Source organism: Halochromatium sp., from assembly GCF_046541315.1.
GTDB lineage: Bacteria > Pseudomonadota > Gammaproteobacteria > Chromatiales > Chromatiaceae > Lamprobacter.
In genome coordinates this window covers 1-24,145 of sequence record NZ_JBKHDN010000014.1, presented here as the reverse complement: position 1 = coordinate 24,145, position 24,145 = coordinate 1, and the positions used below count along the sequence as shown (strand labels likewise).

General features: G+C 66.2%; 24 protein-coding genes. 11 read left to right on the top strand and 13 right to left on the bottom strand.

Annotation, left to right across the window (positions count from 1 at the left end; all coding sequences use genetic code 11):
- The 3 genes from cmk to ihfB form a co-directional block, all read left to right on the top strand.
- Positions 1–633, top strand: a 633-nt coding sequence (gene cmk, locus ACLFQI_RS02185) for a (d)CMP kinase (protein ID WP_410757173.1), incomplete at its 5' end; no start/stop codon positions are given.
- Positions 634–715: 82 nt separating this feature from the next.
- On the top strand, positions 716–2,425 hold the full coding sequence (gene rpsA / locus ACLFQI_RS02180; RefSeq protein ID WP_410757172.1) for a 30S ribosomal protein S1: 1,710 nt from the start codon (positions 716–718) through the stop codon (positions 2,423–2,425).
- A gap of 92 nt (positions 2,426–2,517) precedes the next feature.
- On the top strand, positions 2,518–2,886 hold the full coding sequence (gene ihfB, locus ACLFQI_RS02175) for an integration host factor subunit beta (protein WP_410757171.1): 369 nt from the start codon (positions 2,518–2,520) through the stop codon (positions 2,884–2,886).
- Positions 2,887–2,946: 60 nt separating this feature from the next.
- Here ihfB and ACLFQI_RS02170 read toward each other — a convergent pair whose 3' ends face one another.
- Positions 2,947–4,206 carry a glucose-1-phosphate adenylyltransferase gene (locus tag ACLFQI_RS02170; RefSeq protein WP_410757170.1) on the bottom strand — a complete coding sequence of 420 codons (1,260 nt, stop codon included), beginning with the start codon at positions 4,204–4,206 and terminating at the stop codon, positions 2,947–2,949.
- 298 nt (positions 4,207–4,504) lie between these two features.
- Here ACLFQI_RS02170 and gpmI point away from each other — a divergent pair, with 298 nt between their 5' ends.
- The 3 genes from gpmI (at position 4,505) to sohB (ending at position 8,101) form a co-directional block, all read left to right on the top strand.
- Positions 4,505–6,049 (top strand): 2,3-bisphosphoglycerate-independent phosphoglycerate mutase, encoded by a 1,545-nt coding sequence (gene gpmI / locus ACLFQI_RS02165; protein ID WP_410757169.1) that lies wholly within the window; start codon positions 4,505–4,507, stop codon positions 6,047–6,049.
- Positions 6,050–6,094: 45 nt separating this feature from the next.
- Positions 6,095–6,934, top strand: a complete 840-nt coding sequence (locus tag ACLFQI_RS02160) for a thymidylate synthase (RefSeq protein WP_410757168.1) — start codon at positions 6,095–6,097, stop codon at positions 6,932–6,934.
- 99 nt (positions 6,935–7,033) lie between these two features.
- Complete coding sequence (sohB, locus tag ACLFQI_RS02155) at positions 7,034–8,101, top strand: protease SohB (protein WP_410757167.1); 1,068 nt, start codon at positions 7,034–7,036, stop codon at positions 8,099–8,101.
- 155 nt (positions 8,102–8,256) lie between these two features.
- Here sohB and ACLFQI_RS02150 read toward each other — a convergent pair whose 3' ends face one another.
- Genes ACLFQI_RS02150 through ACLFQI_RS02140 form a run of 3 tightly spaced genes read right to left on the bottom strand, consistent with a single transcriptional unit; the run spans position 8,257 to position 11,125 of the window.
- Entirely contained in the window at positions 8,257–8,955 is a 699-nt protein-coding gene (locus ACLFQI_RS02150) for a TIGR04211 family SH3 domain-containing protein (RefSeq protein WP_410757165.1), read from the bottom strand.
- Positions 8,956–8,987: 32 nt separating this feature from the next.
- Positions 8,988–9,935: an ornithine carbamoyltransferase gene (gene argF, locus ACLFQI_RS02145; RefSeq protein WP_410757164.1), complete on the bottom strand. Its 948-nt coding sequence runs from the start codon at positions 9,933–9,935 to the stop codon at positions 8,988–8,990.
- The gene (locus ACLFQI_RS02140) at positions 9,932–11,125 is read right to left on the bottom strand and encodes an aspartate aminotransferase family protein (RefSeq protein ID WP_410757174.1); all 1,194 of its coding nucleotides are present in this window, start codon (positions 11,123–11,125) and stop codon (positions 9,932–9,934) included. Before ACLFQI_RS02140 ends, argF begins: the two co-directional genes overlap by 4 nt.
- Before the next feature lie 312 nt (positions 11,126–11,437).
- On the opposite strand from ACLFQI_RS02140, the gene ACLFQI_RS02135 reads away from it, so the two are divergent.
- Positions 11,438–12,271: a TIGR02281 family clan AA aspartic protease gene (locus ACLFQI_RS02135; RefSeq protein ID WP_410757162.1), complete on the top strand. Its 834-nt coding sequence runs from the start codon at positions 11,438–11,440 to the stop codon at positions 12,269–12,271.
- On the opposite strand, the gene ACLFQI_RS02130 is transcribed toward ACLFQI_RS02135, so the two are convergent.
- From ACLFQI_RS02130 to ACLFQI_RS02105, 6 genes are all read right to left on the bottom strand, one after another.
- Positions 12,242–13,135, bottom strand: a complete 894-nt coding sequence (locus ACLFQI_RS02130; RefSeq protein WP_410757161.1) for a DUF2063 domain-containing protein — start codon at positions 13,133–13,135, stop codon at positions 12,242–12,244. The genes ACLFQI_RS02135 and ACLFQI_RS02130 overlap by 30 nt on opposite strands.
- Positions 13,128–14,012: a DUF692 domain-containing protein gene (locus ACLFQI_RS02125; RefSeq protein ID WP_410757159.1), complete on the bottom strand. Its 885-nt coding sequence runs from the start codon at positions 14,010–14,012 to the stop codon at positions 13,128–13,130. The genes ACLFQI_RS02130 and ACLFQI_RS02125 overlap by 8 nt, the downstream gene beginning before the upstream one ends.
- 40 nt (positions 14,013–14,052) lie before the next feature.
- Positions 14,053–14,295 (bottom strand): low-complexity protein, encoded by a 243-nt coding sequence (locus tag ACLFQI_RS02120; protein ID WP_410757158.1) that lies wholly within the window; start codon positions 14,293–14,295, stop codon positions 14,053–14,055.
- Positions 14,296–14,622: 327 nt separating this feature from the next.
- Positions 14,623–15,072, bottom strand: a complete 450-nt coding sequence (locus ACLFQI_RS02115) for a DUF1841 family protein (protein ID WP_410757157.1) — start codon at positions 15,070–15,072, stop codon at positions 14,623–14,625.
- On the bottom strand, positions 15,053–15,703 hold the full coding sequence (gene nth / locus ACLFQI_RS02110; RefSeq protein ID WP_410757156.1) for an endonuclease III: 651 nt from the start codon (positions 15,701–15,703) through the stop codon (positions 15,053–15,055). Before nth ends, ACLFQI_RS02115 begins: the two co-directional genes overlap by 20 nt.
- Before the next feature lie 71 nt (positions 15,704–15,774).
- On the bottom strand, positions 15,775–16,398 hold the full coding sequence (locus ACLFQI_RS02105; protein WP_410757154.1) for a V-type ATP synthase subunit D: 624 nt from the start codon (positions 16,396–16,398) through the stop codon (positions 15,775–15,777).
- A 211-nt stretch (positions 16,399–16,609) separates the two neighbouring features.
- Here ACLFQI_RS02105 and ACLFQI_RS02100 point away from each other — a divergent pair, with 211 nt between their 5' ends.
- On the top strand, positions 16,610–16,804 hold the full coding sequence (locus tag ACLFQI_RS02100; protein WP_410757153.1) for a hypothetical protein: 195 nt from the start codon (positions 16,610–16,612) through the stop codon (positions 16,802–16,804).
- 18 nt (positions 16,805–16,822) lie between these two features.
- Positions 16,823–18,214, top strand: coding sequence for a glycoside hydrolase 100 family protein (locus ACLFQI_RS02095; RefSeq protein ID WP_410757152.1), 1,392 nt, complete (start codon positions 16,823–16,825; stop codon positions 18,212–18,214).
- A 324-nt stretch (positions 18,215–18,538) separates the two neighbouring features.
- On the opposite strand, the gene ACLFQI_RS02090 is transcribed toward ACLFQI_RS02095, so the two are convergent.
- Genes ACLFQI_RS02090 through ACLFQI_RS02080 form a run of 3 tightly spaced genes read right to left on the bottom strand, consistent with a single transcriptional unit; the run spans position 18,539 to position 21,131 of the window.
- The gene (locus ACLFQI_RS02090) at positions 18,539–19,882 is read right to left on the bottom strand and encodes an FGGY-family carbohydrate kinase (protein ID WP_410757151.1); all 1,344 of its coding nucleotides are present in this window, start codon (positions 19,880–19,882) and stop codon (positions 18,539–18,541) included.
- Complete coding sequence (queF, locus tag ACLFQI_RS02085; protein WP_410757149.1) at positions 19,879–20,268, bottom strand: preQ(1) synthase; 390 nt, start codon at positions 20,266–20,268, stop codon at positions 19,879–19,881. The genes ACLFQI_RS02090 and queF overlap by 4 nt, the downstream gene beginning before the upstream one ends.
- A gap of 41 nt (positions 20,269–20,309) precedes the next feature.
- Positions 20,310–21,131, bottom strand: a complete 822-nt coding sequence (locus ACLFQI_RS02080; protein ID WP_410757148.1) for an inner membrane protein YpjD — start codon at positions 21,129–21,131, stop codon at positions 20,310–20,312.
- Positions 21,132–21,296: 165 nt separating this feature from the next.
- Between ACLFQI_RS02080 and ffh the strand changes: the two genes are divergently transcribed.
- Positions 21,297–22,700 carry a signal recognition particle protein gene (ffh, locus tag ACLFQI_RS02075; protein ID WP_410757147.1) on the top strand — a complete coding sequence of 468 codons (1,404 nt, stop codon included), beginning with the start codon at positions 21,297–21,299 and terminating at the stop codon, positions 22,698–22,700.
- 45 nt (positions 22,701–22,745) lie between these two features.
- On the top strand, positions 22,746–24,145 hold a 1,400-nt coding region (locus tag ACLFQI_RS02070), incomplete at its 3' end, for a PAS domain S-box protein (RefSeq protein WP_410757146.1).

The window sequence follows — 24,145 nt, the reverse complement described above, 5'->3', positions numbered from 1 at the left end:
ACCGGCAAGGGCACGATTGCCAGCCTGCTCGCCGATCGCCTCGGCTGGCATCTGCTCGACAGTGGCGCGCTCTATCGGACATTGGCGCTGGCCGCGCGTCGGCACGGGGTGGATCTCGACGCTGGCGCCGACCTTGGCCGCTTGGCAGCGACGATCCGCGTCCAGCTCGAGGGCGAGCGGGTGCGGTTGGACGGCGAGGAGGTCTCGGCGCTGATCCGCACCGCCGCGGCCGGGGTCGACGCCTCGCGGGTGGCCGTGCATCCCGAGGTGCGACAGGCGCTGCTCGGCTGGCAGCGGGACGCAGCGCTCGCGCCGGGCCTGGTCGCCGATGGACGCGACATGGGCTCGCGGGTCTTCCCCGACGCGCTGCTCAAACTGTATCTCGACGCGAGCCCGGAGGAGCGCGCCCGGCGCCGCTATAAACAGTTGAAGGAAAAGGGGATGGATGCTAACCTCCCCGATCTTGTCCAGGAGCTTCGGGCGCGCGATGCGCGGGACCGCGAGCGAACCGAGAGTCCGCTCCAGGTTCCGCCCGGTGGTGTCATCGTCGACACGACCTCCGTGCCCATCGAACAGGTCTTCGCTCGGGTGCTCGCACAGGTCGACGCCGCGCTTGCCGCTCGAAAGGGCTAGGGACAAGACTTCATCATTCGTTTTTCATTCAACCCTCCCGCTGTCGGCTTGCCGATGATGCGGCGGTGACGAACACCGGGAGATGGCGTGGGACGCCAGGAACATTCACAGCATGACCGAAAGCTTCGCCGAACTCTTTGAGCAGAGCCTTACCAATACCCAACTCCAACCGGGCACCATCGTCACTGGCCAGGTCGTCGACATCACCGCCGACTCCGTGATCGTCAATGCCGGCCTCAAGTCGGAAGGGATCATTCCACGCAATCAGTTCCTCGGCCCCGAGGGCCAGTTGGAGGTCGCGATCGGCGATGACGTCGAGGTCGCGCTGGACGCGGTCGAGGACGGCTTCGGCGCCACCCGTCTCTCGCGCGAGAAGGCCAAGCGCTTCGCCGCCTGGGACAAACTCGAACGCGCCTTCGACGATGGCGAGACGGTCACCGGCCAGATCAACGGCAAGGTCAAGGGCGGCTTCACCGTCGAACTGGGCAGCGTGCGCGCCTTCCTGCCGGGTTCGCTGGTCGATATCCGGCCGGTGCGCGATACCACCTACCTCGAAGGCAAGGACCTCGAGTTCAAGGTGATCAAGCTCGATCGCCGGCGCAACAACGTCGTCGTCTCGCGCCGCGCGGTGGTCGAGGAAGAGTACAGCGCCGAGCGCGAGCAGTTGCTCGAAAAACTCGAGGAAGGGCTGGAACTCAACGGCGTGGTCAAGAACCTCACCGATTACGGCGCGTTCCTGGATCTGGGCGGCATCGACGGTCTGCTGCACATCACCGACATGGCCTGGCGTCGGGTCAAGCACCCGTCCGAGGTGGTCGAGATCGGTCAGGAGATCATGGTCAAGGTGCTCAAGTTCGACCGCGAGCGCCAGCGCGTCTCGCTCGGACTCAAGCAGATGGGCGAGGACCCCTGGGTCAATATCTCGCGCCGCTATCCGGAAGGCACCCGCGTCTTCGGCAAGGTCACCAACATCGCCGACTACGGCTGCTTCGTCGAGATCGAGGAGGGCGTCGAGGGCCTGGTGCACGTCTCCGAGATGGACTGGACCAACAAGAACGTGCATCCGAGCAAGATCGTCAGCGTCGGCGACGAGGTCGAGGTGATGGTGTTGGATATCGACGAGGAGCGTCGCCGCATCTCGCTCGGCATCAAGCAGTGCCAGTCGAATCCCTGGGACGAGTTCTCGGCGATCCACAAGAAGGGCGACCATGTCGCCGGGCAGATCAAGTCGATCACCGATTTCGGCATCTTCATCGGCCTCGATGGCGGTATCGATGGCCTGGTCCATCTCTCGGATATCTCCTGGGACGAATCCGGCGAGGACGCGCTGCGCAGCTTCAAGAAGGGCGACGAGGTCGAGACCGTGGTGCTCTCGGTCGATCCGGAGCGCGAGCGCATCTCGCTCGGCATCAAGCAGCTCGACAAGGACCCGTTCTCGAGCTTCGTCGCCGTGCACGAGAAGGGCAGCATCGTCAACGGCACCATCACCGAGGTCGACGCCAAGGGCGCCAATATCGATCTTGGCGATGGCGTCGAGGGCTATCTGCGCGCCTCCGAGATCTCGCGCGATCGCGTCGAGGATGCGCGCGCGGTGCTCAAGGTCGGCGAGGAGGTCGAGGCCAAGTTCCTCGGCGTCGATCGCAAGAACCGCAGTATCTCGCTCTCGATCAAGGCCAAGGACATGGCCGACGAGCAGGCCGCGATCAAAGGCTATGCGCGTGAGGCGCAGGCCGGCACGGCCACGCTCGGCGACATCCTCAAGCAGCAGATGGAAGAGGCCGCGAAGGACTGACAACGCTGCGCCGTCGCAGAGACGTCATTCCCCTGTGATCACAAGCCCGACACCAGGTGTCGGGCTCGAATCGCTATTGCAGGCTATTCGCTATGATGAAATCCGAGCTCATCGAGATTCTCGCGAGGGAGCAAAATCACCTCGCCTACAAAGACGTCGAGCTCGCGGTGCGCTGCATCCTGGAGCAGATGAGCAGTTCCTTGGCCGCCGGCGAGCGCATCGAGATCCGGGGCTTTGGCAGTTTCTCGCTCCATTTCCGGCCGCCGCGCGTCGGGCGCAATCCCAAGACCGGCGATGCCGTCGTGCTCTCGGGCAAGCATGTGCCGCACTTCAAGCCCGGTAAGGAGCTGCGCGATCGGGTCAATCAGGCCTATCAGGATGAACTCGCCCGCGTTGGCCAAAACACCGACGACGACAACCAAGACGCTCAGGCCTCGCGCGCGGCGGCGAGCGTTGGCTGATCCGTCGACCGCACGGAGCGGGGAGGCGCCGCTTGCCCGGCGTCTCCCCCGGCGGCGTCTCTACTCGGAATAACCGCGACCCTGGCGACCGACGACGGAGCGGGCGAAGATATTCGGCTGCCCGGCCGGGACCACGGTGACCCCGCCGCTCGAGACCTTGTAGCGCTTGGCATCGGCCTCGCGATCGTAGCCGATGGTGGCGCCGGGCTCGATGGCGTTATGGCGATCGACGATGACCTTCCTAAGGCGTGCGCCCTTGCCGACGTGGACGTAGTCCATGATGATGCAGTCCTCGAGTTCGGCGCCCTCGTCGATCACCGCCTCGCGGCGGATGATCGAGTTCTTGATGCGGGTGCCGTTGTGGATCATGGTGGCGGCACCGAGCAGGGTGTTGTCGATCTGTCCGCCCAGCACCCGTGCCACCGGCCCCTGATAGTTGCTCGAATAGATCGGCCAGTCCGGATTGAAGGCATCGAACACCGGCTCGGCGCCGAGCACATCCTTGTGGGCGTTGAAGTAGGCATCGATACTGCCGACATCGCGCCAGTAGACGCGGTCCTCGTAGGCATTGATGCCGGGGATCACATTGGTCGCGAAGTCATAGGCGAACAGCCGGTGTTTGCTCGCCAGCAAGCGGGGTAGGACATGCTGGCCGAAGTCGGTCTCGCCGGCTTGCTGGGCGTCCTGCAGGGCGCGGATCAAGACATCGGTGCTGAAGATGTAATTACCCATCGAGGCATAGGCCTTGTCGGGATCCTCGGGCATCGGCGAGGGACTGGCCGGTTTCTCCTGGAAGGCCTCGATGCGACCGTCGGCATCGGCGGCGATGACGCCGAAACCCTTGGCGTCCTCGAGCGGGACGGGCAGCGCGGCGATGGTGACATCGGCCTCGCGCTCCTTGTGGAACGCGACCATCTGCGAGATGTCCATGCGGTAGATGTGATCGGCGCCGAACACCACGACCAGATCCGGCCCGTGCTCCTCGATCAGGTTGAGGTTCTGATTCACCGCATCGGCGGTGCCCTGGAACCAGGACTCGCCGAGCAGCATCTGCGGCGGCACCACGGTGACGAACTGATCCTTGAGCAAGGGCGAGATGGTCCAGGCCTTGCGCACGTGCTCGATCAGCGATTGCGACTTGTACTGCACCAGCAGATAGATGGTCCGGATCTGCGAGTTGATCAGGTTGCTGAGCACGAAATCGACGATGCGGTAGCGCGAGCCGAAGGGCACCGAGGGCTTGGAACGGGCGGCGGTCAGCGGTTGTAGGCGTGAGCCTTGGCCACCGGCCATGACGAAGGCAATGATTCGATCGGGCATGTCTCCTCCGAGCGCTATGGTTTGGCAACTGAGGCGCGGCAAGGCGGGCGCGCGGTCGACGAATTCGGCGACGGGGCTGCGCGACGCGTTACAATACGCCCTTCAGTTCGGTTTCTTTGATGCCGCCTGCGCGTCGCCCCGAGGCTCGCGGAGATCGACATCGACGCCATGATAAACCGGTACCGACTCGCATTGTTGTAATCCGAACCCTTTGGCGCTCGCGCGCATCCCTCTCCGAGTCGATGCGCGCGCGCCGCACCGAGACCGACAGCGGTCTTACTTGATCCACGGAGAGATGATGGGCAACCGTTTCGAGCTACCGCGACGACCGGTGGTATTGATCATTCTCGATGGTTTTGGCACCAATCCGAGCAAGGCGAACAATGCGGTGACGCTGGCGAGCACGCCCAACCTCGATCGCCTGTTCGCCCATCATGCGCATACCCTGCTGCAGGCCTCGGCGCGCGCGGTGGGCCTGCCGGAGGGGCAGATGGGCAACTCCGAGGTCGGCCACATGACGCTGGGCTCGGGCTGCGTCGTGCGCCAGGACCTGGTCTTGATCGATGACGCCATCGCCGATCGCAGCTTCTTCGACAACCAGGTGCTGCAGGACGCGGCGCGACGCGCGGTCGAGCGTGATCGTCCGCTGCATCTGATCGGGCTGGTCTCCGACGGCGGCGTGCACAGCCATGTCCGCCATCTGCACGCCCTGCTCAAGCTCGCCAAGTACCAGGGCGCGCGGCCCGCCGTACACATGATCACCGACGGGCGCGATACCGCGCCGCGCTCGGCGCTCAGCTACCTCGGCGCGCTCGACGAGGCGCTCGCCGCCGCCGGTGGCGTCATCGGCACGGTCAGCGGGCGCTACTACGCGATGGATCGCGACAAGCGCTGGGATCGCACCCAACTCGCCTTCGCGGCGCTGGTCCACGGCGAGGGTCGCCAGGCCGAGTCGGCACGCGCGGCGATCGAGCAGGCCTATGCCGCCGACGAGGACGATGAGTTCATCCGCCCGACCCTGATCGCGGGCGGCGAGCGCATCCAGGACGGCGATCCGGTGATCTTCTTCAACTTCCGCAAGGATCGCCCACGCCAGATCGTCTCGGCGCTCTATGATCGCGATTTCGATGCCTTCGAGCGCGGCGCTTTCAACGCCGCCGACCTGACCTGCATGATGGAATACGATCCCTGGTACGGACTGCCGACCGCCTTCGCTCACGAGATGCCACCGGTGGTCCTCGGCGAGGTGCTCAGCGATGCCGGTCTGCCGCAGTTCCACTGCGCCGAGACCGAGAAGTACGCGCATGTGACCTTCTTCTTCAACGGCGGCCGCAGCGACCCCTTTCCGGGCGAGGCGCGTAGCCTGATCCCCTCGCCGCAGGTCGCGACCTATGATCTGCAACCGGAGATGTCCGCGCGCGGGGTCGCCGACGCGGTGATCGCCGCCCTCGAGGGCCGATCCTATGCCTTCATCGTCGTCAACTTCGCCAACGGCGACATGGTGGGACATACGGCGGTGCGCGAGGCGGTGCTCAAGGCCGTCGAGACGCTGGATCAGGAGGTGGGACGGGTCATCGACAGCGCCCAGGCGCAGGGCTACTCGGTGCTGCTGACCGCCGATCACGGCAACTGCGACGAGATGATCGACCCCCTGACCGGCGAGCCGCATACCCGCCACACCGTCTATCCGGTGCCCTGCCTGGTGATCGACGAGGTGGGCTGGAAGCTACGCGTCGGCGGTGGCATCGGGGATGTCGCCCCGACCGTGCTGCAGCTGATGGGCCTGCCTCAGCCCGAGGCCATGCAGGGGAAGTCCCTCTTGCTGAAACCGGTGCAGAAATAGACGCGGCTCGCGGGCGGCCTGGCCGCCGCTGGCCGTGCTCCGAGCATGCAACAGTATCTGGACTTACTCCGCGACGTGGTCGAGAACGGCCACGACAGGGCCGATCGCACCGGCGTCGGCACGCGCTCGGTCTTCGGCCGACAGGTGCGTTTCGATCTCGGTGCCGGCTTTCCGCTGGTCACCACCAAGCGCATCCATGTCAAAAGCGTCATCGCCGAATTGCTTTGGTTCCTCTCCGGCTCGACCAATCATCGCGTCCTGAAAGAGCAGGGCGTGCGTATCTGGGACGAGTGGGCGGCCGACGATGGCGAACTCGGCCCGATCTATGGCGCGCAATGGCGCAGCTGGCCGACGCCGAGCGGCACGCGCATCGATCAGCTCAGCGGGGTGCTCGAGCAGATCCGGCATGACCCGGATTCGCGCCGATTGCTGGTCACGGCCTGGAACCCGGCCGTGTTGCCGGAGCCTGGCCGCTCGCCGCGCGAGAATGCCGCCAACGGGCGCATGGCGCTAGCGCCCTGCCACTGTCTGTTCCAGTTCTATGTGCAGGATGGGACCCTGTCCTGTCAGCTCTATCAACGCAGCGCCGATCTCTTCCTGGGCGTGCCCTTCAATATCGCCAGCTACGCCTTGCTCACCGCGTTGATGGCGCAGCAGGCCGATCTCCGGGTCGGCGAGCTGGTGCATACCTTCGGCGACCTGCACCTTTATCGCAATCACCTCACCGAGGCGATCGTCTTCGAGCAACTGCGCCGCGCGCCGCGGCCGTTGCCGCAGCTGCGCATCCGGCGCCGGCCGCCGAGCCTGTTCGACTATCGGCGCGAGGATTTCAGCCTCGAAGGCTATGAGCCGCATCCGCCGATTCGCGCCCCGATCGCGGTCTAGGACGCTCCCATCAATGACTTGCCGCTGCCCGGCAATCCTCGGGCAGTGGACAATCGCCAGCCAACGCGCCCTCCACACCAACAAACGCCTCACCACAGCATGACCCTGATCGACGCATTGATCCAATATGGCCTGTTCATGGCCAAGACATTGACCCTGGTACTGGCCATCGGGCTGCTGCTGATCGTCGTGCTGCGCGCCCGCCCCGGCGGCTCGGGCGACGATGACGACGATGGCAGCCGCCTCGAGGTGGTCGATCTGAACGGGCGTTATGCCAATATGGCCGATACCATCAAGGCCGCGACCCTGCCGCCGAAGATGGTCAAAAAGGCCTTCAAGGCCGAACGCAAGGCCGAGAAGGCGCGCGCCAAGGCCGAGGCGGCCGACAAGCGCCGACTGTTCGTGATCGATTTCCACGGCGACCTGATGGCGAGCGAGGTCGGCGCCTTGCGCGAGGTGATCTCGGCGCTGTTGATCGCCGCCACGCCCGAGGACGAGGTCTTGCTGCGTCTCGATAACGCCGGCGGCGCCGTGCACGAGCATGGACTGGCCGCCTCGCAGTTGCTGCGGCTGCGCAGCGCGGGCATCCCGCTGACCATTGCCGTCGACAAGGTCGCGGCCAGTGGCGGCTACCTGATGGCCTGCGTCGCCAATCGCCTCCTCGCCGCGCCCTTCGCCGTCGTCGGCTCGATCGGCGTGCTTGCCGAGATGCCGAATTTTCATCGCCTGCTGCAAGAGAAAGGCGTCGACTTCGAGCTGCATACCGCCGGCGAGCACAAGCGCACCCTGACGCTGTTCGGCGAGAACACCGACGAAGGGCGCGCCAAGCTGCGCGAACAACTCGAAGAGACCCACGCCCAGTTCAAGGCCTTCATCGCCGCCTATCGGCCCACCCTCGACCTGAGCAAGGTCGCGACCGGGGAGTATTGGCATGGCGAGCAGGCCTTGAGCCTGGGCTTGGTCGATGCGGTGCAGACCAGCGACGACTACCTGCTGGCGGCGCGCGCGGAGGCCGATCTGTACAAGGTCCGCTATCGGGCGCGGAAACGGCTGTTGCAGCGCTTGCTCGGGGCGGATGGCGCGCGCGCCCTCGCGCGCCCGCTGGCGAGGCCGATCGGGTCGGTCGCGCGCTGGCTGCGGAACCTCGGAGGCGCGCGGTGCGCATAGGGTGCGCTGGTTTGCTGCTGCTGGCGATGCGGGATGCGCTCCGCGCGGGCGCCTCGCTTGGACCGAGGCGTCCGCCGCGAGCGGTGGATCGGCAGTGTCTTGCACGCCCCGGATGCGTCGACGCCAGGGCGGTCGTCGATCATCCCCGGGTTCTCTCAGAGAGAGGAACCGCTGCTCCATGAGCTGCGGCGCCGGCGCAGGCGCAGGTTGGGCAATAAGAGGCCGATCAGGATGCCGCCAACGACGACGCCGGCACCGATGAGGAACCATTGCTGCCGGCTCTGATTGCTCAGCTCCAGATTGCGATGTTCGAGTTGATCGACCTTGAGCAGGAGATTCGACACCTGCTCCTGGAGCTGGCGCCGCTCGCGGTCGATTTGGATGGCGTTGTTGGCGGCGTTGCGGATCTCGGCAAGCTCGGCCTCGAGGTCTTGTTTGTCGCGCTTCAGGGCCTCGGCCTGCTCGGTGAGGTCGCCATGCTCGCGCTGCAAGGTGCTCAGCCGCGCGGCGAGCTTATCGGGCTCCTGTTGCAATTCCGCGAGCTGGGCCTCCATGGCCGCGAGCCGGCTGCGAGCGGCGGGCTCCTCTTGGAGATAGTTCAGCATGATGTAGCCGGTCAGACCATCCTCGGTGCGCACCCGGGCATAGCCGCTGTCTCTGTCGATGGCGAGGATGCTGAGCGGGGTGCCGCTCGGCAACCGGCGCAGGATCTTGTAGCGGGTGCTTTCGCCGCTGCGCAGGTTGAAGTCGTACCGATCGGTGACATAGCGCGTCTCCGCGCCAACGACGGCGGCCGAGGTGGCCAAGACGGCGGCTAACCCAAGGACGGCGAGAGGATGGCAAGTGCGCGGCATGAGGCTGTGATCGCAGAGGGAGCGGTGGGTGTTCAGCGGCCGCTGCCGCTGCGGGATGGGCGAACGAGCAGTCGCTCCAGCAAGGCCTTCTGGGCGTGTAGCCGATTCTCGGCCTCGTCCCAGACCACCGATTGCGGGCCGTCGATGACCTCGGCACTGACCTCCTCGCCGCGATGCGCCGGCAGGCAGTGCATGAAGAGGGCGTCGGGGCGCGCCCGCGCCATCAGCGCTGGCGTCACGCTGAACGCGGCAAACCGGGCCTTGCGCTCATCCTCCTCGCTCTCCTGGCCCATGCTGGCCCAGACATCGGTCACCACCAGGTCGGCCTGGGCGACGGCCGCCGCCGGATCATGGGTGAGCCGGCACTGCTCGGGCGCCGCGGCCAGGATCTCGGCGTCCGGCTCGAAGCCTTGCGGACAGGCGATGTGCAGCTCGAAGCCGAAGACCCGGGCGGCATTGATATAGGAATGACACATGTTGTTACCATCGCCGATGAAGGCCACGCGCCGGCCGCGGATCGTGCCGCGATGCTCGCGATAGGTCTGCATGTCGGCGAGCAGTTGGCAAGGATGGAAGCGGTCGGTCAGGCCATTGATCACCGGCACTTGGGAGTAGGCGGCGAAACGCGTCAGGGTCTCGTGCTCGAAGGTGCGAATCATCACCCCATCGACCATCCGCGACAAGACCCGCGCGCTATCCTCGATCGGCTCGCCGCGCCCGAGCTGGGTATCGCGGGGCGAGAGGAAGATCGCGCTGCCGCCAAGCTGCGCCATGCCGGCCTCGAACGAGACGCGGGTGCGCGTCGACGACTTCTCGAACACCATCGCCAGGCTGTAGCCAACGAGGGGGCGATAGTCCTCGCCGCGCTGTCGCAGCTGCTTCAGCTCGCTCGCGCGCGCGAGCAGGCGCTCGGCCTCGTCCGGGTCGAGATCGAGCAGGGTGAGGAAATGCTGAGTGGTCGGTGGGGTTTCGATCGTCACGAGGGTCTTCTTCCGTCAGCGGCAGGCGCATCGGCGTTTAGGAACGTCAGGATCAGCTCGGAGACAGCCTCGACGATTTGCGTCGCCTGCTCGTCATCGAGGATCAGGGGCGGCAAGAGGCGCACTACCGATCCTGCCGTGACGTTGATGAGGAAACCTTGTTCGAGCGCGCGCGCGACCAGCTCGGCGCAGGGGCGGTCGAGTTCGAGGCCGATCATCAGCCCGCGGCCGCGGATGTCGACGACGCCGGCAACGCCGTTCAGGCGCGTGCGCAGGCCATCGATGAGGCGGTCGCCGAGCACGGCGGCACGCTCGGGCAGGTGCTGACGCTCAAGGGTGTCGAGCACGCTCAAGGCCGCGCGGCAGGCGAGCGGATTGCCGCCGAAGGTGGAGCCGTGACTGCCCGGGCCGAGCACCTCGGCCGCCGCGCCACTGGCCAGGCAGGCGCCGATCGGCACGCCGTTGGCGAGGCCCTTGGCCAGCGTCATCACATCCGGCTTGACGCCGCTCCACTGGTGCGCGAACAAGCGCCCGGTGCGGCCCATGCCGGTCTGGATCTCGTCGATCATCAGCAGCCAGTCGTGGTGATCGCAGAGCAGGCGCAGGCGTTGCAGATAATCCTCGTCCGGGATCAGGATGCCGCCCTCGCCCTGGATCGGCTCGACCAGCACGGCGACGATATTCGGCCGGTTCTCGGCCGCGGTTTCGACCGCGTCGATGGCGTTGTAGGGCACGCGCACGAAGCCTTGCACCAGCGGTTCGAAGCCGGCCTGGGCCTTGCGGTTGCCGGTCGCGGTGAGGGTCGCCAGGGTGCGGCCGTGAAAGGCGTTCTCCATCACCAGGATGGCGGGATTCTGGATGCCGCGCCGATGGGCATGCAGGCGCGCCAGTTTGATCGCCGCCTCGTTGGCCTCGGCGCCGGAATTGCCGAAGAACACCCGCTCCATGCCAGCGGCGCCGCACAGGCGCGCGCCCAACTCGGTCTGGTGCGGCACCTGATAGAGGTTGGAGGTATGGAGTAGGGTGGCGGCCTGGTCGCAGAGGGCGTCGCGCACGGCGGGATGCGCATGCCCGAGCCCGCAGACGGCGATGCCGGCGAGCGCGTCCAGGTAGCGCCGGCCATCCTGGTCCCAGAGCCAGGCCCCTTCGCCGCGCGCGAAGGCGACCGGCAGACGGTTGTAGGTGGCCATCAGCGGCGTACGCTGAGGCCCGTCTTGGGGCTCGCTCGCCAATGGATTGCCGATGTCGTCAGGCCCGTTCACGATGGTCTCTCCGAGTCTTCGATCTCAAGGGTCGCTTGAAAATCAGTATCCGTGCGGTCTGCGGCGCTCGAGTAAACAGGGAACCTTAGCAGGGTTTGGCGTATCGCCGCAAATGCGTTTGCTCGCGGGCATGCCGTTCGCGGCTTGCCCGAAACCGATTCGGGGGAGGATGCGCGCGAGTGTTAAGCTCAGGGTCTCTCTTTCAGGACTCCCTCTCCGCAGAGCAAGGCGGTCGCTGGTATGACTTCTCACTGTTCTCATCCGTGTGCGCGCTGGCTCGCCCGGCCCCTGCTGGTGCTGGGCCTCCTCAATGGCATCCCGGGTGGCGCCGGGGTTGGTGCTTGGGCGGCGGCCCAGGTCGAGATCGCGCCGGAACTGAGTCGACTGGCCGCCGCGCACGGATTCTCGGTCTCCGGGCTCGAGGTGCTCGAGGACGAGCGCGGACGCGCCGAGGAGGCGGGGCTGTATCGCCGGCTTCGGGTCTTGCTCGAGCGCTTCGATCACATCCTCGTGCATGATGCCGAGGGCGAGGTCGCGCGCGTGATCATCATCGGTCGCACCAACCGCCAGCCGCCGGCGCCCCAGGTGCGGATCGATCCGCCGGCGGGCGCGTCGGCCGGCGAACCGGCGGGCGAAGGCGCGGGGCGGATCGAAGTCGAGACCATCCGCAAGGGCTCGCAGCACTCGGTGCGGGTGACGCTCGAAGGCGAAGGCGGGCGTCGCGTCGATCGGGCGCTGCTGATCGACACCGGCGCCGACACGGTGGTCTTGCCGGATTCGATGATCGCTGCCCTGGGGCTCGATCGCCGTCGCCTCGAGACCCGCGAGGTACAGACCGCGAACGGTCGCGCTCAGGCCCTGATGGGCCGTCTGGATGGCGTCTGGTTGGACGGCGAACGTCTCTCCGGAGTCGCGGTCGCCTTCCTCGAGAGGGACAAGCTGGGCGCAGCGGGGCTGCTCGGCATGAGCGTGCTCGGGCGCTATCAGATGACCATCGACGATGAGCGCAATCGCCTGCTGCTGACGCCGAATCGTGGCGGGCCGTCAGCCGAGGATACGACGCGTTCCGAGTAGGATATGGCGTTGGCGAAGATCGGCGAGCAGTCCGGCGCCGAAGCCGATCACCTGCTCCGGATCGGGATGGCGCAGCTCCGTGGCAATGGTCTGCAGGGTCTCGAGCCCGGTCTGCTGATCCTGCTCTTGCAGCAATTGCAGCAGGCGCTGGGTGACCAGGTTGATCTTCAGGAACTCGACCGCGTCGTCGCGAGTGCGATAAACCACCAGATGGGTCGGTTCCGGATCGGGCTCCCGTGGCTGGAAATCAGGACCGATGCGGTGGACGGGAAAACGGTAGCTCAGAGTCCAGGCCAGCGGCGAGACCACCGGGACGCCGGCGAGCAGGTCGCCATTGGGATCGGCGAGTTCCGGGCCTGCCTCCTCGTCGCTGAACAGTAGGGCGGCCTCGACCCACTCGTAATGCGCGAGTTCGAGCATGAAGGGCGGATCATCGGGCCGTGCCGCGCGGCCTTCGCTCAGATAGGCGATCAACTCCTGACCGAGCGCTGGAAACAGCGGCGTCGTCGCCCGGTGCTCGCTCAGGAACTGGCGCATCAGCGCGTCCCAACGCGACTCGCCGAGACAGCGGTGGAGGACCGGAAAGCCCTGTCTCAACAGCGAGGAGAGGTTGTTGAAACACAGCCTCCGGTAGATCGCCATGCGCCGTGCCTCGACGTCGGCTGGCGCGGGCCGGCCCTCGGGATCGCGGAGATGGCCGGCGAAGGCGCGTTGGATCTCGGCGAAGTCGGTTGGTGCTGGTGCCGGCGTCGGCGTTGGTGCTGGTGCTGGCGTTGATGCCGACAGGATGGCTGGCGCTGGGGTTCGTGCGAGCGCTGGCGACGGCTTGGAATGGCCCGTTGCGCCGGTATCGCGATCAGGCATAGGCCAGCCGCCCCCGTCGGGCGTTGGCGTTCCGAGGCCGATGCTCGGCTTGCAGTGCGCTGATCCGTCGCACCTCTTGCGTGAGCTGCTCCAGCGGTGGAATGTTGAAATCCCGCTCCAGCAGCGTCGGGAACACGCCGAAGCGCCGGTAGGCGCGCTCCAGCAAGCCCCACACCGGCTCGATCACATCGGCGCCATGGGTGTCGACGCGCAGATCGGGGGCCTCCTCGTCATGCCCGGCGATATGCCCATAGAGCACGCGCTCGCCGGGGAGGCCGTCGAGGAAGGCGTTGGCGTCATAGCCGTGATTGATGCTGTTGACGTGGATGTTGTTGACATCGAGCAGCAAATCGCAGTCGGCCTCGCGCAGCACGGCGTCGATGAACTCGAGTTCGCTCAGGCGTTGGCCGGGCGCGGCGTAATAGGAGACGTTCTCGAGCGCGATACGGCGCTCCAGGATGTCTTGGACGTGACGAATGCGCCTGACCACATGGGCCACCGCTTCATCGGTGAAGGGGATCGGCATCAGGTCATAGAGATGACCGTCGTCCGAGCAGAAACTCAGATGTTCGGTATAGGCGCGGATGCGATGCTCATCGAGGAAGTCCTTGATCTTGCGCACGAAGTCAAGATCCAGTGGCGCCGGTGATCCGATCGACAGGGAGAGCCCGTGGCAAACGAACGGAAAGCGCTCGGTCAGGCCGCGCAGAAGCCGTCCCCAGCGGCCGCCGACGCCGATCCAGTTCTCGGGAGCGATCTCCCAGAAATCGACCTCAGCCGGGGGCTGCTCGGCTGCGGCGGCCGCGAAGGCGCGCCGCAGGCCGAGACCGGCGCCATGAACGGGGTGTCCGTGAAGGGGATCGGTTCGGCCGCCCATGGCCTGGCTCTGACGTTTGATGGGAAAGAATCGAGGACGATCAGCTCTCGCCGCCGTCCTTGCCCTCGCCGTCGTCCTTGTTGCCGCACTTGCCCTCGCCGTCGTCCTTGCTGCCGCACTTGCCTTCGCCACAACTGCCTTCGGCCAGCATCAGATGACCGCCCTCGAGCTGTTCGGCGCCGAACGGATTGTCGGCCGCATGGGCGAGGTTGGTCGCGGACAGGCTGCCGACCAGGGCGGCACCGATCACGGCAGCGGCAGGGGTCATGGTGTGTTTGGACATGGGTTTCACTCCAAAAAAGGGTCTGTGGGATGTTTGCGTCTGTGACAGGCTCTGTATAACAGAGTGTCGCACTCGGGTAAATAGCACAGTATGGCGCTCGGGTAAACCGCCGGCTTATCCAGCCATCACGGCCATCTCTGAGTAGAGGCCCAGTGAAACGCTCAAATATATCGTCGTCGCGGACGATCGCCGCCCCTCTGTGTCGCGCCAAGACGCCCAGGGGCGCTCAGGGGCGTCAGCGCATCATCCGCGAACGCCGTGAACGCAATGGCGCGGGGGAGGTGGGGCGTCGGGTCGCAAGCCGCGCCGGTTGGGCGCGGTCGGCGTTCAAGCGCGCGGGCGCTGGCCACTCCCGCGTCGTTTGATGCATCTGAGATACGCCTTGGGGCGGAACTCGCGTCCGTCGCGCTGGATCTTCCAGAGTTCCTCGGCCAGGCAGTCGAGGATGCGATGCTCGGCCGCGTGCGCATCGCCCAGGCAGGCGGCGATCATGCCTTGATAGAGCCGCCGGATGCCGGGTGGCTGGTTGGTGCTGACCTGCTCTTGGAGGGCGATATGCAGGGCCATGTGCAGGAACGGATTGCTTTCGCCGCCCTCGGGCAGCCACTCGCGCCCGAGCGCGGACTCGCCCTGTTCCAGCAGCGCGTGATACTCCGGGTGCCGTTCGGCAACCTCGACGATCAAACGCTCGACCGGTGCCAGCGGCTCGCCGGCGCGGGCCTTGCGCCAGGCGGTGAGATAGGTTTGGCGTAGCGCGTCACGATCCTGAGTGAACATCGTGGGTCTTCTGTCGGCACTCGCAGAGGTCGGCGATGAGGCAATGGGGGCAGTCCGGCACGCGCGCCTTGCAGACGTAGCGCCCGTGCAGGATCAGCCAATGATGGGCCTGGCGCAGGAATGCGCTCGGCACCGCCCGCAGCAGCTGTTGCTCGACCGCGAGCGGTGTCTTGCCGGACGCGAGCCCGGTGCGGTTCGCGACCCGGAAGAGATGGGTGTCCACCGCGATGGTCGGCTCGCCGAAGGCGGTATTCAAGATCACGTTCGCGGTCTTGCGGCCGACGCCAGGCAAGGCCTCGAGCGCGGCCCGCTCGCGCGGCACCTCGCCGCCATGCTGCTCGACCAGGTGCCGACAGGTCGCGAGGATGTGCTTGGCCTTGCTATTGAAGAGGCCGATGGTGCGGATCTGCGCCTTCAGGCCTTCCTCGCCCAAGGCCAGGATCGCCGCCGGCGTGTTGGCCAGCGCGAACAGCCGCTCGGTGGCTTTATTGACGCCCTTGTCGGTGGCCTGGGCCGAGAGGATGACGGCGATCAGCAGCTCGAACGGCGAGCGATAGCGCAGTTCGGTGGTGGGATGTGGATTGGCCGCGCGCAGCCGCTCGAACAGCGTCCGGCACTGATCTTCGTTCACGATGGTCGTGGGTTCACTGCGACTGGTTCACTGCGACGGGTTCATTGGGGTGGGCGCGTCGCGCAAGCCTGTCAGAGGATCGCCCGCTCGCGCAGCACCTTGACCTGGAACAGCATGTTGCGTTCCTCTTCCTCGAGCGCGGACTGGATGAAATGGGTGCTGCGCCGATAGAGCGGGATGATGTTGTACTTGAGCGCGTTGACGCGTTTCTGGGTCTTGCGCTGCTCCTCCATCAGCCGATAGAGGGCGATCTCGACCTCGCCGAGCCGCGCCAGCAGCACGGCGGCCTCGGCCAGGCGTTCGCGGGTGTTATCGAAGCTGGCATCGGTGCCCAACAGCCCGACCGGCTTGATTGGCAGGCGTTCGGCGGTCACCGCCGGATACTCCACGCCGAGCGAGCGCCGCGGCAGGATATCGACGCGCAGCCCCGGTTCGGCACCGAGCGCGGCCTGATTCAAGCCGCGGCTGCCCATGCGCAGATGGGTGATGCCGAGGCAGCGATAGGCCTCGGCGAGCCCGTGTTCGGCCTCCTCGCGCAGGCGCCGGTATTCGCCGATGCGCTCGTACACGAGGCGCGTCAACAATTCCCGCTTGCGCTCGAGAAGAGCGTGTCCCTCCTCGAGGAAGGTCGTTTGCTTCTTCAGCGCGAGCAGGGTGTTCTTGGTCGGCGGAACCTTCAGGACTTGCTGGGCCATGGCGATGACAACGGTTTCTAAAAGTGGGCATTGTGCCAAAGACGGCGGCCCGAGGGGGCGTGGATGATGGACGAGCATCATGCGGTGCACCAGCACGCCGGGCGGTGGCCCGAGGGGGCGGATGGCCCTGCTCGGCAGGGCTCGGGCGGCGCTGCGTGCGCTATGCTCTTCCTCCATGCCCCGAAGGCCGAGGGGTCCCGCGGAGGAGCCGATGCTCAAAACCGAGCCGCGCGCGGCGACTGATGCCCGCCAGCACTCGGCACGCCAGGTCGATGTAAAACTCCCGTCGAACGGGCTGAATGTGACGCTGGTACCACTGGCCGAGGCACTGAGCGCGCCGAAGATGATGACTTTCCTCTCAAGGCCGGATGAAACTGCTTCTCGATATGAATATGCCGGAGAGTGACGGACAATGAACACGCTCATGCGTGATGCAAAACAGCGCGCCTGGCGCCTGCTCGAGGAATCCATGGTCACCTACCGCGGTCAGCCGGTCGGGACCGTCGCCGCCCACGATCCCGAGACCGAGGCGCTCAACTACGACCAGGTCTTCACCCGCGATTTCGCCATCTCCGCCTTTGCCTTCCTGCTCGACGGCCGCCCCGAGATTGTGCGCAACTTCCTGGCCACGGCCGTGCGCCTGCAAAGCCACGAGCGCCAGCTCGATTGCTTCAAGCCCGGCGAGGGCCTGATACCGGCCAGCTTCAAGGTCACTGATCACGGCGATGGCGAGGAGCTGTTCGCCGATTTTGGCGAGCACGCCATCGCCCGCGTGGCGCCGGTGGATTCCGGCTTCTGGTGGCTGTTGACGCTACAGGCCTATGTGCATGTCAGCGAGGATCGCGCCTTCCTGAACCAGGCCGAGGTGCAGCAGGCGATCCGCCTGGTGCTCGACCTGAGCATGACCAGCCGTTTCGACATGTTCCCGACCATGCTGGTGCCGGACGGCTCCTTCATGATCGACCGGCGCATGGGCGTCTACGGCTACCCGATCGACATCCAGGCGCAGTTCTTCGCCGCGCTCTGCGCCGCCGCCGATCTGCTCGACGCCGAGGAGCCGGCGAACGCGCGCTATCGCGCCGCCCTGCAAGAGCGTCTGCCGCATCTGGCCCATCACGTGCGCACCTATTATTGGCTCGATCTCGCGCGGCTGAACCAGATCTATCGCTATGGGGTCGAGGAATACGGACCGACCGCGGTCAACAAGTTCAATATCCACCCCGATGCCATCCCCGACTGGCTGATGGACTGGCTGCCGGAGACCGGCGGCTATCTGGTCGGCAATGTCGGCCCGGGCCGGATCGACTTTCGCTATTTTGCTCAGGGCAATCTGCTCGCCTGTGCCGCTGGCCTGGCCACCAAGACACAGGTCAGCGCGCTGATGCAGCTGATCGCGCAGCGCTATGACGACCTGGTCGGCCAGATGCCGCTCAAGCTCTGCTTCCCGGCGCTGGAAGGCCAGGACTGGCGCATCCTCACCGGCTGCGACCCGAAGAATCGGCCCTGGTCCTATCACAATGGCGGCAACTGGCCGGTGCTGCTGTGGTTGCTGACCCTGGTCGGCCTGCGCGCTGGCGCCGACGAGCTGGTCGAGCGCGCGCTCAGCGATGCCGAGCGGCGGTTGGTCCAGGACGACTGGCCGGAGTATTACGACGGGCGCCGAGGCCGGCTGGTCGGTCAGCAGGCGCGCCGGCATCAGACCTGGAGCGCCGCCGGCTATCTGGTCGCCTGCCAACTGCTGGAGCGCCCCGAGCGCGCCGAGCTGCTGCATCTGGGGCGTTCGCTGGAGGGTGCCCACTGCGCGGCCCTGGTCTGAGCCGCTCGCGGCTGGGCGTCTAGGCTCGGCATCATCGCGCATCCCTGCGGCGTGTGCAGCCCGCGCGAGCGGCCGCGTTTCCATGTCCCTCTGGCGCCGGCGGATGGACGCGCGAGCGGCCTGGAGCAGTTCCATCCTGAGTCCGTGCGGCAGGTCGTCGCGGTCTTGGGCCGCGCGATCGGATCGCGGTGGTGGAGGATGCGGAGCGCCGGCCGCGGCCAAGTCCGAGTTCGCTTGAGCCACCGAGCCGGCGCTTGGGAGACTGTCGCCGCGGAAGGCGAGCGAAACCACCAGCAAGGCAGTATGAGCGTTGACAGAAATCGCCTAAATGCGGTTACAGCTCCAGTCACCGCGCGCCAGCAGAGCCGCGCCGTAGGCCGCCTCTTGCTGCGGCGCGCTGGCCACTTCAAGCCCGAGCACGCGGCTGCGGATCGCGCTCCAGGTCGGGTTTCGGGCGCCGCCGCCGGTGCTGAGGATGCGTGTCGGTGCCGGCGCGCCCAAGGCCTGGAGGCGCCGATAACCGGCCTGCTCGATGCGGGCGATGCCCTCGAAGAGACCGGCCAGGAACCGGCTGTCGTCGGCGGGACGCGGCTCGATGCGGGGCGCGCGTTCCGGGTCGGCGCTCGGAAAGCGCTCGCCAGGGCGCGGCAGCGGGTAGTAATCCAGACCGCTGGGCTGGGTCGGGTCGATGCGTTGGCTCAAGCGCTCGAGTTCGGCGTCGCTGAAATGCTGTCTGAGCACCGCGCCGCCGCTGTTGGAGGCGCCACCGACCAGCCACAGCTGGCCGATGCGGTGACTGTAGACGCCGCTGGCGGCCTCGTACACCGGCTGCTCCGAGACCAGTTTGAGCACCAAGGTCGAACCCAGACTGCTGACCGCATCGCCCGGTGCGCGCGCCCCGGCCGCGAGCGTTGCCGCCGTGCTATCGGTGGTGCCGGCGCGGATGCGCAGGGGGCTCGGCAATCCCGTCGCCGTCGCGACGACCGGATCGATCGCGCCGAGATCGGCGCCCGGTGCGTGGCAGCGGGGGAGGCGTACCGGACTCAGGTCCATCGCCAACAGCCAGTCCGGCCACGCCAGGCGGCGCGGATCGAAGCCAAGCTTGAGGGCGTTGTTCCAATCGCTGTCGCCAAAACGACCGCGCAGGCGGCCGCCGATCCAATCGGCCTGATGCAGCGCCAGCACCGGTGGTGTCGGTTGCCGTTGCGGTTGTCGTTGCCGTTGCTGTCGCAACCACAGCAGCTTGGCGAGCGAGGCGCTGGGACCGCGTGCCGGCGAATCGGCCGGTGCCCGCTGGGCGATCAACCGCGCCTGCTCGCGGGCGCGCGTATCGTTGTACATCAGCGCCGGCGTCAGCGGCTCGCCCTCGGGCGTGCAGAGCAGCAGCGTCGCCGACGTGCCATCGACGCAAAGGGCTTGCGGACGGTGGTCATGCAGCTTCGCGCTGAGCGTGCCCAGCACCTCGCGCACGGCATTCCACCAGGCGTGCGGATTTTGTTCGGCGGCGTCGCTGTTGCGCGCCCTGTCCGGATCCGTAGCTGACATCGCCTCAAGCGCGGTGTTCGCGGTGGCGAGCACCAGGCCTTCGGCATCAATGGCCAGGGCACGACAGCCGGAGGTACCGAGATCGAGGCCGATCCAGCAGTGGCGGTCGGCCTCCTGCCTCAAGGCAGCGTCACTGGCACCGGTGCCCGCCAGTTGTCGGCTCGATGCTCGGCGACCACGGTGGTATAGATCCCGCCACGGACATTGAAATCCGCGCTCAGGCGCATGAAGCGAGGCTGCGTGGCGGTGACGAGATCGGAGAGGATGCGGTTGGTGACCGCCTCGTGAAACGCGCCTTCGTCGCGATACGACCAGACATAGAGCTTGAGCGATTTCAGCTCGACACAAGCCGCCTCGGGCACATATTCCAAGGTCAGCTCGGCGAAATCCGGCTGCCCGGTCTTGGGGCACAGGCAGCTGAACTCCGGCACCCGGATGCGGATCGTATAGTCGCGCTCGGGCTCGGGGTTGGGGAAGGTTTCCAGGGACTGGCTGGGGACACTCGCCATCGATATGGCCTCATCGCTTGTGGATTGCGGCGGACGCTGCCTCAGCTCGGCGCATTCAAGATGAATTCAAGCACCAGCTTGGAGCCGAAGTAGGCCAGGATCAGGATGCCGAAGCCGGTCAGGGTCCAGGAGATCGCCTTGCGGCCCCGCCAGCCCCAGAGGCGACGGCCGAGCAGCAATCCGCCGAACACCAACCAGGCCACCACCGAGAGCACGGTCTTGTGCACGAGGTGCTGGGCGAACATGTTATCGAGGAACGCAAACCCGCTCAGCAAGGCGAGGGTGAGCAGGATGAAGCCGATGCCGATCATCTCGAACATCAAGGCCTCCATGGTCATCAGCGGCGGCAGTGCGCGCACGAAACCGCCCGGCTTGCGCCCGCGCAGGTAGGAATCCTGGATCCACAGGAGTCCGGCCTGCACACTGGCCAGGGTCAGCAAGCTGTACGCCAGCATCGACAGCAGCACGTGCAGCTTCAGCACCCAGCTGGTGCTCTCGGCCAGAAACGGCATGCTCGGGTAGAGCATATCGAGCAGCACCGAGAGGCCGGCCAGCGGGAGAACCACGAGTCCTAGATTCTCGATCGGCTTGTTCAGGCTCGACAGCAGCAGCGAGGCGACCACGGTCCAGGCCGCCAGCGAGAGTGCGTTGAAGAAGCCGAGATTGAGCCCTTCTTGGCTGAACAGGACCATGTACAAAAGCCAGGTATGCAGCGTCAGTCCGGCATAGGCGAGCCCGAGGGTGACACCGCGCAGCCGGGCCGTGCTGGTGTCCGGCTGATGCGTGAACAGCCGCCACCCGATGAGGGTGGCCGAGCCAAAGTAGGCGATCAGGGTGGCGATCGAGATGACGATGTTGTTCATAGTCTGCGATCATCGCATAAGCAAGACGGACTGCAAACGCACGCGAGCGCGCCTGCGACTGCGTTCTGGCCGCGCCAGCGCGCGGCCTTGATATAGGTTAACAAACCGCATCCACCAGATGTATGGGATTGGCGCAAGCCAACCGGGTTCAGCTAGAGAGAGACCATGTTCGATAATCTTCAGGAACGCTTCGGCGAGGTGCTCAAGGGGCTGCGCGGCCAGGCCCGGCTCAGCGAGGACAACATCAAGGAGACCCTGCGCGAGGTGCGCATGGCGCTGCTCGAGGCCGATGTCGCCCTGCCGGTGGTGCGCGGCTTCATCGATCGCGTGCGCGAGAAGGCGCTCGGCACCGAGGTCACCAAGAGTCTCACCCCCGGACAGGTACTGATCAAGATCGTCAACGACGAGCTGGTCAGCCTGATGGGCGAGGCCAACGAGGATCTCGACCTGCGCCAGCAACCGCCGGCGGTGATCCTGCTCGCCGGCCTGCAGGGCTCGGGTAAGACCACCAGCGCGGGCAAGCTCGCGCGCTATCTCAAGGAGCGCCGGAAGAAGCGCGTGATGGTGGTCAGTTGCGACATCTATCGCCCTGCCGCCATCGATCAGTTGCGCACCGTTGCCGCCGAGGTCGACGCCACCTTCTTCCCGAGCACCCCAGAGCAACAGCCGGTCGAGATCGCCCGCTCCGCGCTCGCGGCGGCGCGCCGCCAAAACCAGGACGTGCTCATCGTCGACAGCGCCGGGCGCCTGGCGATCGACGAGCGCATGATGCAAGAAATTCGGGATCTGCATGCTGCGGTGACCCCGGTCGAGACCCTGTTCGTGGTCGACAGCATGACCGGTCAGGATGCGGCCAAAAGCGCGCGCGCCTTCCATGACGCGCTGCCGCTCACCGGCGTGGTGCTGACCAAGACCGATGGCGATGCCCGCGGCGGCGCGGCGTTGTCGATCCGCGAGATCACCGGCAAGCCGATCAAGTTCCTCGGCGTCGGCGAGAAGTCCGATGCGCTCGAGCCCTTCCATCCAGACCGGGTCGCCTCGCGCATCCTCGGCATGGGCGATGTGGTTTCCTTGGTCGAGGAGATGCAGCACAAGGTCGATCAGGACCAGGCCGAGAAGCTGGCCAGGAAGCTCAAGAAGGGCAAGGGCTTCGATCTCACCGATTTTCGCGATCAGCTCAAGCAGATGAGTTCGATGGGCGGCATGGCCGGCCTGCTCGAGAAGCTGCCCGGCGCCGGCCAGTTGCCGGAGCACCTGAAGAGCCAGGTCAACGACAAGGAGGTGGTCAAGTTGATCGCCATCGTCGATTCGATGACGCCGATGGAGCGCGCGCACCCGCAGATCATCAAGGGCTCGCGCCGGCGGCGCATCGCCATGGGCTCGGGCACCCAGGTCCAGGACGTGAACAAGCTGCTCAAGCAGTTCACCCAGATGCAGAAGATGATGAAGAAGATGAGGGGCGGCAACATGGCCAAGCTGATGCAGCAGATGCAAGGCCGACTGCCGCCGGGCATGGGCGGGATGCCACCGGGAGGCGGCTTTCCGCCCGGTGGCGGGTTCCCGATGTAGCGCCGCTTCATCGCCAACCGAGACCGGCGCGCGCGGAACCCAAGCATGACGATTTTTGGCGGGCTGATCCAGAATGCCTCTCTGTTATTGGCCCTGGCCTTGGCGCATGGGCTGTTCATTACAGGGTTGCCGCGTGGGCGGTTAGCGGCGCAACTGCTGACCGGCCTGTTGTTCGGGCTCACCGCGGTGCTGGGCATGACCTATCCAGTCACCATCGGCCCCGGCCTCTTTTTCGATGGACGCACCATCATCATCGGCATGGCCGGTCTCTTCGGCGGCGTGCCGGGGGCGCTCGTCTCCGGTCTGATCGCAGCGATCTATCGGGGCTGGCTGGGCGGCGCCGGTATGGTGATGGGGATCGCGACCATTGTCACCGCCATGGTCTTCGGGGCGCTGTTCCATGGTCTGCGTCGCGCCGGCAAGCTGCGCCCGACGGCGTTGACACTGGCGGCCTTTGGCCTGCTCCTGCACCTGGCGGCGTTCGCCTGGGTGGGGCTGCTGCCGGCGGCCGAGCGTGCTCAGGTCCTGGGAAAGGTCGCGCTGCCGTTCCTCTTGGTCTTTCCGCTCGTCTCGATGCTGCTCGGGCTATTGCTGCGCCAGCAGGAGCAACGCATCGACGATGAACGCTCCCTGCACGAAAAGCACGATCGCATCCAGGAATTGCACGAGCGCATCCAGAAGATCGCCGCCCATGTGCCTGGGATGATCTATCAGTATCGACTGTGGCCCGACGGGCGCAGTTGTTTTCCCTATGTCAGCGAGAACGCGCAAGCGATCTATGGCATCGAGCCCTCTCGCATCATGGAGGATGCGAGTCCGGCCTTCGCCGCCCTGCATGCCGATGACCGCGAGCGGGTCAAGGCCGCGATCGAGGACTCGGCCCGAACGCTGACGACCTGGCGGGAATCCTATCGGGTCCGATTAGCCGATGACCGCCTTATCTGGGTCGAGGGCGAGGCCTCGCCGCAGCGCCAGCCCGACGGCAGCGTGCTCTGGCATGGCTATATCCACGATGTCACCGAGCGTCACCACGCCGAGACGCAGTTGCGCCTGGCCGCGAGCGTCTTCGCGCACAGTCTCGAGGGCATCGCGATCACCGACGCGGAGAACCGGTTGGTCGACGTTAACCCCAGCTTCACCCGCATCACCGGCTACGGGAAGCAGGAACTGCTCGGTGAAGACCCGAAGAAGCTCGCCTCCGGTCGGCATGAGCGCGCGTTCTATCAGCGGATGTGGGCGGCGATCGAGGCGGACGGATCCTGGCAGGGCGAGATCTGGAACCGCCGCAAGAACGGCGAGATCTATCCCGAACACCTGTCGATTACGGTGGTGCGCGATGCTGGGGGCGCGGTGCAGCACCATATCGGCGTCTTCACCGATATCAGCGCACTCAAGGCGCACGAGGCGGAACTCGATCGCATTGCCCATTACGATCATCTCACCGG